Below are 5,544 nucleotides of genomic sequence, written 5' to 3' on the forward strand. Positions count from 1 at the left end.
TAATTAAAGGTGTACGGGCATCATCAATCAACACGGAGTCAACCTCATCCACCATCGCAAAATGCAACTTACGTTGCACCAGTTCTTCCGGGCTGCGTGTCATATTGTCACGCAGGTAGTCAAAACCAAACTCGTTGTTGGTACCAAAAGTAATATCAGCAAGATAAGCTGAACGGCGCTCTTCTGAATTTGGCTCGTGCTTGTCAATACAATCAACCGATAAACCATGAAACTCATACAGCGGCCCCATCCATTCACTATCCCTGCGTGCCAGGTAATCATTCACTGTTACAATATGAACACCCTGACCTGCAAGTGCATTGAGGTATGCAGGCAGCGTGGCTACCAGCGTTTTACCTTCACCTGTGGCCATTTCCGATATTTTACCCTGGTGCAGTACAATACCGCCTATCAGCTGTACATCGTAATGTACCATATCCCAGGTAACCTCATTACCGGCAGCAAGCCAGGTATTGTGGTGAACGGCTTTATCGCCTTTGATCAGTACGTTGCCCTTGCGTGCAGCAAGGTCACGATCAAACTGAGTGGCAGTAACTTCAATAGTTTTGTTTGCTGCAAAGCGGCTGGCTGTCTCTTTAACAACCGCGAAGGCTTCGGGCAAAATGTTTAACAGTATATCTTCAAGCTCTTTATTGCGGTCTTTCTCCAGTTTATCCAACTGGGTGTAAAGCTCCACTTTTTCGCTCACATCCATATCCAGCTCATTTTCAGTGCGATCTTTAATAGCTTGTATTTCGCTATCAATGCCTGAAAGGCCCTGGGCAATAGTCTCTTTAAAATCTATGGTTTTAGCTCTAAGCTCATCATTGCTGATGTTTCCGAGTTTTGCAAATTCAGCCTTAATTTTTTCAACTAAAGGCTGTATCGCTTTTACATCCCGTTCTGATTTGCTTCCAAAAAGCTTACTGATAAAATCTAACATATTAATTTGATATGATCCTACAAACTCAACAATTGCGCCAAGGCAACTGACAGAGCCATATTGACAGGTAAAGGTACGATTTTAGTTGAAAACCCGGGAAGTTAGTTGTTAGTTTTGAGTGAAGAAGATGTCATAAAGTTCCGGAATCAACTCACCCGACCATCGCTACGCTTGGTCTCCCTCTCTTCGCCTGCGGCGGAAGGAGGGTTGAAAAATTCTTTTTTATTTTTATAAAACACCTCTTTACAGCGAACCTGAAGAGAGGGACGTCGAGCGAAGCGATGACAGGGTGAGTCTATTAAATATGCTAAGACTATAACAGTGCCAGCACGTCTTCTTTATCTTTTGCCAGCTGCGTTTTAAGCTGATCTAACGATTCAAATTTAACATCACCGCGAACATAGTGATGAAACTCCATGCGGATAGCCTGATTGTATATATCCTGGTTAAAATCAAAAATATTCACTTCAATATTACGGGTAACTCCGTTTACGGTTGGGCGGCTGCCGATGTAGGCCATGCCTTTATGATGCTTGCCGCCTACATTTACTGTAACTGCAAAAATGCCGTCGGCCGGGATAAGCTTATATTTTTCGGCCACTACAATATTAGCTGTAGGGTAACCCAGTTCCCTGCCCAACTGGTCGCCGCGGATAACGGTACCGGTAATAAAAAACGGATATCCCAGGCAAGAGTTAGCCAGATCGATCTGATTGCTCAGCAAGGCGTTTCGGACACGTGTTGAGCTGATGGCCACTTCATTGATATCCTGTTCAGGTATTTCAACCACATCAAAACCGTAAACCGGACCAAGTCTTAACAAGTCGTCAAGGCCGCCTTGCCTGTCTTTACCAAAGCGGTGATCATAACCTATTACAATTTTTTTGGTACCTATCTTATTAACCAACACATCGCGGATGTAGCCTTCTGCGGTTTGGTTGGAGAAATCTCTTGAAAATGGCGTAATGATGAAATGGTCAACCCCTAAACTTTCCATGAGCTGGGCCTTTTCATCCATAGTGGTGATCAACTTCAGGCTTTCATCCTCCGGCTGCAATATCATGCGTGGGTGCGGAAAAAAAGTTAAGATCACCGTTTCGCCGCCAATGCTATTAGCCAGTTCCTTAATACGTGAAATTATTTTACGGTGCCCGATGTGTACCCCATCAAATGTACCGATGGTTACCACCGCGTTTTTTACCGCTGTAAATTCGTCAATGTTGTTGTAAACCCTCATTTTATGAGTAAAAACACAAAGTTAATTTTTTAGTTGAAGGTATTAAGCCGAGCCCGCTTTTTGACTTAAAGATGTATTATCCCTCGGTTTTCTGCACGCCCGCTTTTAAATCCCTTATGGTGTTTACCAGCTCCATTACCTCCCAGGCATCAGTTAACTGAAAATTGCCGCTACGGGTACGTGTTAGTTTTGAAAGATATGCCCCGTTATTAAGCGCGGCACCAAAATCATTCACCAGCGATCGTATGTACGTTCCCTTACTGCATACCACCCGGAAATCAACTTCGGGCAGTTCAATACGGGTGAGTTCAAATTCAGTAATGGTTACGTTACGCAAACGCAGCTCTACCTCCTCGCCCCTGCGGGCTTTTTCATATAAACGCTCGCCATCAATTTTTATGGCTGAATGCGCGGGCGGATATTGTTGTATATCGCCGGTAAACTGTTCGCAATTATTACGCAGCTGCTCCGCCGTGAGTTGGCTGATGTCAAACTTTTTGTCGGGCTCAGTTTCCATATCGTACGATGGGGTGGTAGCCCCCAGGATCATGGTACCGGTGTATTCCTTTTCTTCGGCCTGAAAGGTATCTATCTGCTTGGTCATTTTACCGGTGCAGATAATAAGCAAACCGGTAGCCAGCGGATCAAGCGTGCCCGCGTGCCCTACTTTTAACTTTAGCGGCTTAAAGGAGTTGCGAATTTTGCCTACAACGTCAAAGCTTGTCCAGCTATAAGGCTTGTTTACCAACAGCAGCTGCCCTTCTGCAAATTCTTCTATTTGGGTATACGTTTTTTTCAATATGCTTTTTATCCCTGCTAAAATGGGATTTGCGGCAAAGGTAGGGAAATTGTCGGAATAAGGATTTTAAGGATCTGAACCTTGATTTACCTGATTAAGGGATTAAAGGATAAAGCATGATGATAAAAAGAATAGGTTATGCCTCACAGAGTGAAGCATGACCGATTGAGTAATATTTTATGAAATTTAAAGTATTTCCAACTGTCTTCCACTCAATATTAAGCCTATAATAACAATACCAACAATGATGCGGTACCAGCCAAAAAGTCTAAAACCTTTACGCTCTAAAAAAGTAATGAATGATTTAATAGCCAGCATGGCTACTATAAAAGCAATTATATTACCCACTATCAAAAACTTAACCTGGTCGCCGGTAAATAACGGCGAATGGTCTTTATGAAAATCCCAAATTTCTTTTAGTGTTGCACCAAACATGGTTGGAACAGCCAAAAAGAATGAAAATTCTGCGGCTGCGGTGCGTGTTAATTTTTGGCTCATACCGCCCACTATAGTTGCGGCAGAACGAGATACGCCTGGGATAACAGCCAAACATTGAAACACACCAACCTTAAAAGCCGTAGCATAGCCAATCTGTGTTTCTTCTTTCACTGTTGATTTATTGAACCACTTATCAACAAATAATAAAATAATCCCGCCAATCAATAATGAACAAGCCACTACAAGTGGACTCTCCAATAATTTATCAATATGTTTTTTTAGTAGTATACCCACAATAACCGCCGGTATAACACCTACTACAAGCTTAAAATAAAAATCGAGTGAGCGAAAAAATCTTTTAAAATATAAAATAACAACAGAAAGGATAGCACCTAGCTGAATTGCTACTTCAAATAGCTTTACAAAATCGTCTTTACCTATACCCATTAAGGATGAGGCAATAACCATGTGCCCGGTTGATGATACCGGCAAAAATTCTGTTATCCCTTCAATTATAGCAAGGACAATAACGTGGATGATATTCATAGGGTGGGGTAGTGATTTGAATAGTCAGAGCAGGGTTTAGATTTGGGCTGATCAGGCACCGATTGATCTTTTAAATCAACGATCATCCTATCAACCCCGATCAGATAAAGACCTTACTTAGTGTCAGGTTTCTTTAATATGGCGTAAAAGCCCAATGCAAACCCGGCTAATACTACTATTGGAGCAATAACAATTTTGGTAGTGCTGTAAATATCCGTAGTGCCAGACATGAGCACAAAGCCAAAAGTCACAATGGCAACACTGATGATCAGGAACCTGTAGTTACTTTTATCAAAAATGAATTGTACCGGCTCGGTGCCTGTTGCTTTTGATGCCTGCCCTGTTGTTTTTGCAGTTGAAGCCGCTTTAAATTGTTGTGCCATTTTTTTAATTATTGAATTATTGAGTTTGCAGATTATTGATTTAAATCCCAAACTCTCAATTTAATTTTCTATTTAACCATGTCAATCATCATCACCCTACTGGGGTTTTGAATTTTGACTTTTTAATTTTGACTTATCTGTACAGGTCGTATATTTTTAAACGTAAAAACTTGTTAACCGCCAAAAAGGTACTAAAGGCCGAAATAAATATCCCCAAACCTATTACGCCCAAAAATACGATACCAAATTCGTAGAAATTCTGTAGCATTACCAAATCTGGTACTTGTTTGTAACCCAGGTATAGCGTACCTACCAGTATAATGATGGCAATAAGCCCACCTAAAAGTCCGTGCCAAATGCCATAAAGCAAAAATGGCTTGCGGATAAAACCTTTGGTAGCACCTACCAACTGCATTGATTTGATCAGGAAACGCTGCGAATATATAGCCAGCCTGATGGTATTATTGATCAGTGCTACAGATAATACCACAAATATGGCTGCGAATACCAGGATCACTAAGCTGATAGAGGTTACATTCTGATTCATTTGGTCAACCAACGATTGTTGGTATTTAACTTCTTTTACCAAAGGATTTTTCAGCAGGTCGGCTTTAAATTTTTCAATGTCTTTATTATTGGCATAATCTGCCTTCAGGTAAATATCCAATGATTGCGACAATGGATTATAACCCAGAAACTTCACAAAATCCTCGCCGAGGTCTTTTTGCAGGTTGCGGGCAGCCAGTTCTTTACTTACATACTGGGTTTGCTTTACCATGGGGTTGGCATCCAATTGCTTTTGCAGCTGCAGCACGTCGGTTTCGTGCGCTGCATCGTCAACAAAAATATTGAGCACTATATTTTCTTTCACATAGCGCGACAAATTGTTAGCATGCACCAATATAAGCCCTAAAAGACCTATCATGACCAATACCATAGCTATACCAAATACGGTAGATATGTAAATAGTTTTTGTTTTTTTGGCTGACGCGCTTGCTTCAAATTCTTCCATTCTGTATAGATATGAGATGTGAGATTTGAGATATGAGATTATACCGCTCATACCCACCCCACCCATCCGGATTTGTGCGAAATTAAGAAACCCGCCTTAAAGGTAAAAGTTTATTGCTTATAAATATCTTATAATACCTTATTAGGCTGGATGTTTTAACATTTATTAACGTATCTGGGTACTTGA

Annotated in this window: 5 protein-coding genes and 1 pseudogene; all 6 read right to left on the reverse strand. The window is 41.2% G+C overall.

The annotated features are described in order from the left end of the window. Positions 1 to 943: pseudogene (gene secA, locus AAGC65_RS24495) on the reverse strand (preprotein translocase subunit SecA); the annotation flags it as partial. 313 nt (positions 944 to 1,256) lie between these two features. Further along, a complete protein-coding gene (locus AAGC65_RS24500; protein WP_343115093.1) occupies positions 1,257 to 2,180 on the reverse strand; it encodes a bifunctional riboflavin kinase/FAD synthetase in 924 nt (307 codons plus the stop codon). A 76-nt stretch (positions 2,181 to 2,256) separates the two neighbouring features. Continuing rightward, positions 2,257 to 2,979 carry a tRNA pseudouridine(55) synthase TruB gene (gene truB / locus AAGC65_RS24505; protein ID WP_343115094.1) on the reverse strand — a complete coding sequence of 241 codons (723 nt, stop codon included), beginning with the start codon at positions 2,977 to 2,979 and terminating at the stop codon, positions 2,257 to 2,259. Between the two features lie 186 nt (positions 2,980 to 3,165). Continuing rightward, entirely contained in the window at positions 3,166 to 3,963 is a 798-nt protein-coding gene (locus tag AAGC65_RS24510; RefSeq protein WP_343115095.1) for an undecaprenyl-diphosphate phosphatase, read from the reverse strand. A gap of 113 nt (positions 3,964 to 4,076) precedes the next feature. After that, positions 4,077 to 4,346, reverse strand: a complete 270-nt coding sequence (locus tag AAGC65_RS24515) for a DUF3098 domain-containing protein (RefSeq protein ID WP_343115096.1) — start codon at positions 4,344 to 4,346, stop codon at positions 4,077 to 4,079. Between the two features lie 133 nt (positions 4,347 to 4,479). Further along, the gene (locus tag AAGC65_RS24520) at positions 4,480 to 5,358 is read right to left on the reverse strand and encodes a permease-like cell division protein FtsX (protein ID WP_343115097.1); all 879 of its coding nucleotides are present in this window, start codon (positions 5,356 to 5,358) and stop codon (positions 4,480 to 4,482) included. Positions 5,359 to 5,544: the final 186 nt, after the last annotated feature.

The organism is Mucilaginibacter sp., assembly GCF_039207105.1.
Classification (GTDB): Bacteria; Bacteroidota; Bacteroidia; order Sphingobacteriales; family Sphingobacteriaceae; genus Mucilaginibacter.

Bases quoted from the DNA above. Each gene is read 5' to 3' on its own strand.
- AAGC65_RS24520 (WP_343115097.1), bottom strand. From the start codon at position 5,358: ATGGAAGAATTTGAAGCAAGCGCGTCAGCCAAAAAAACAAAAACTATT.
- AAGC65_RS24500 (WP_343115093.1), bottom strand. From the start codon at position 2,180: ATGAGGGTTTACAACAACATTGACGAATTTACAGCGGTAAAAAACGCG.
- AAGC65_RS24515 (WP_343115096.1), bottom strand. From the start codon at position 4,346: ATGGCACAACAATTTAAAGCGGCTTCAACTGCAAAAACAACAGGGCAG.
- AAGC65_RS24510 (WP_343115095.1), bottom strand. From the start codon at position 3,963: ATGAATATCATCCACGTTATTGTCCTTGCTATAATTGAAGGGATAACA.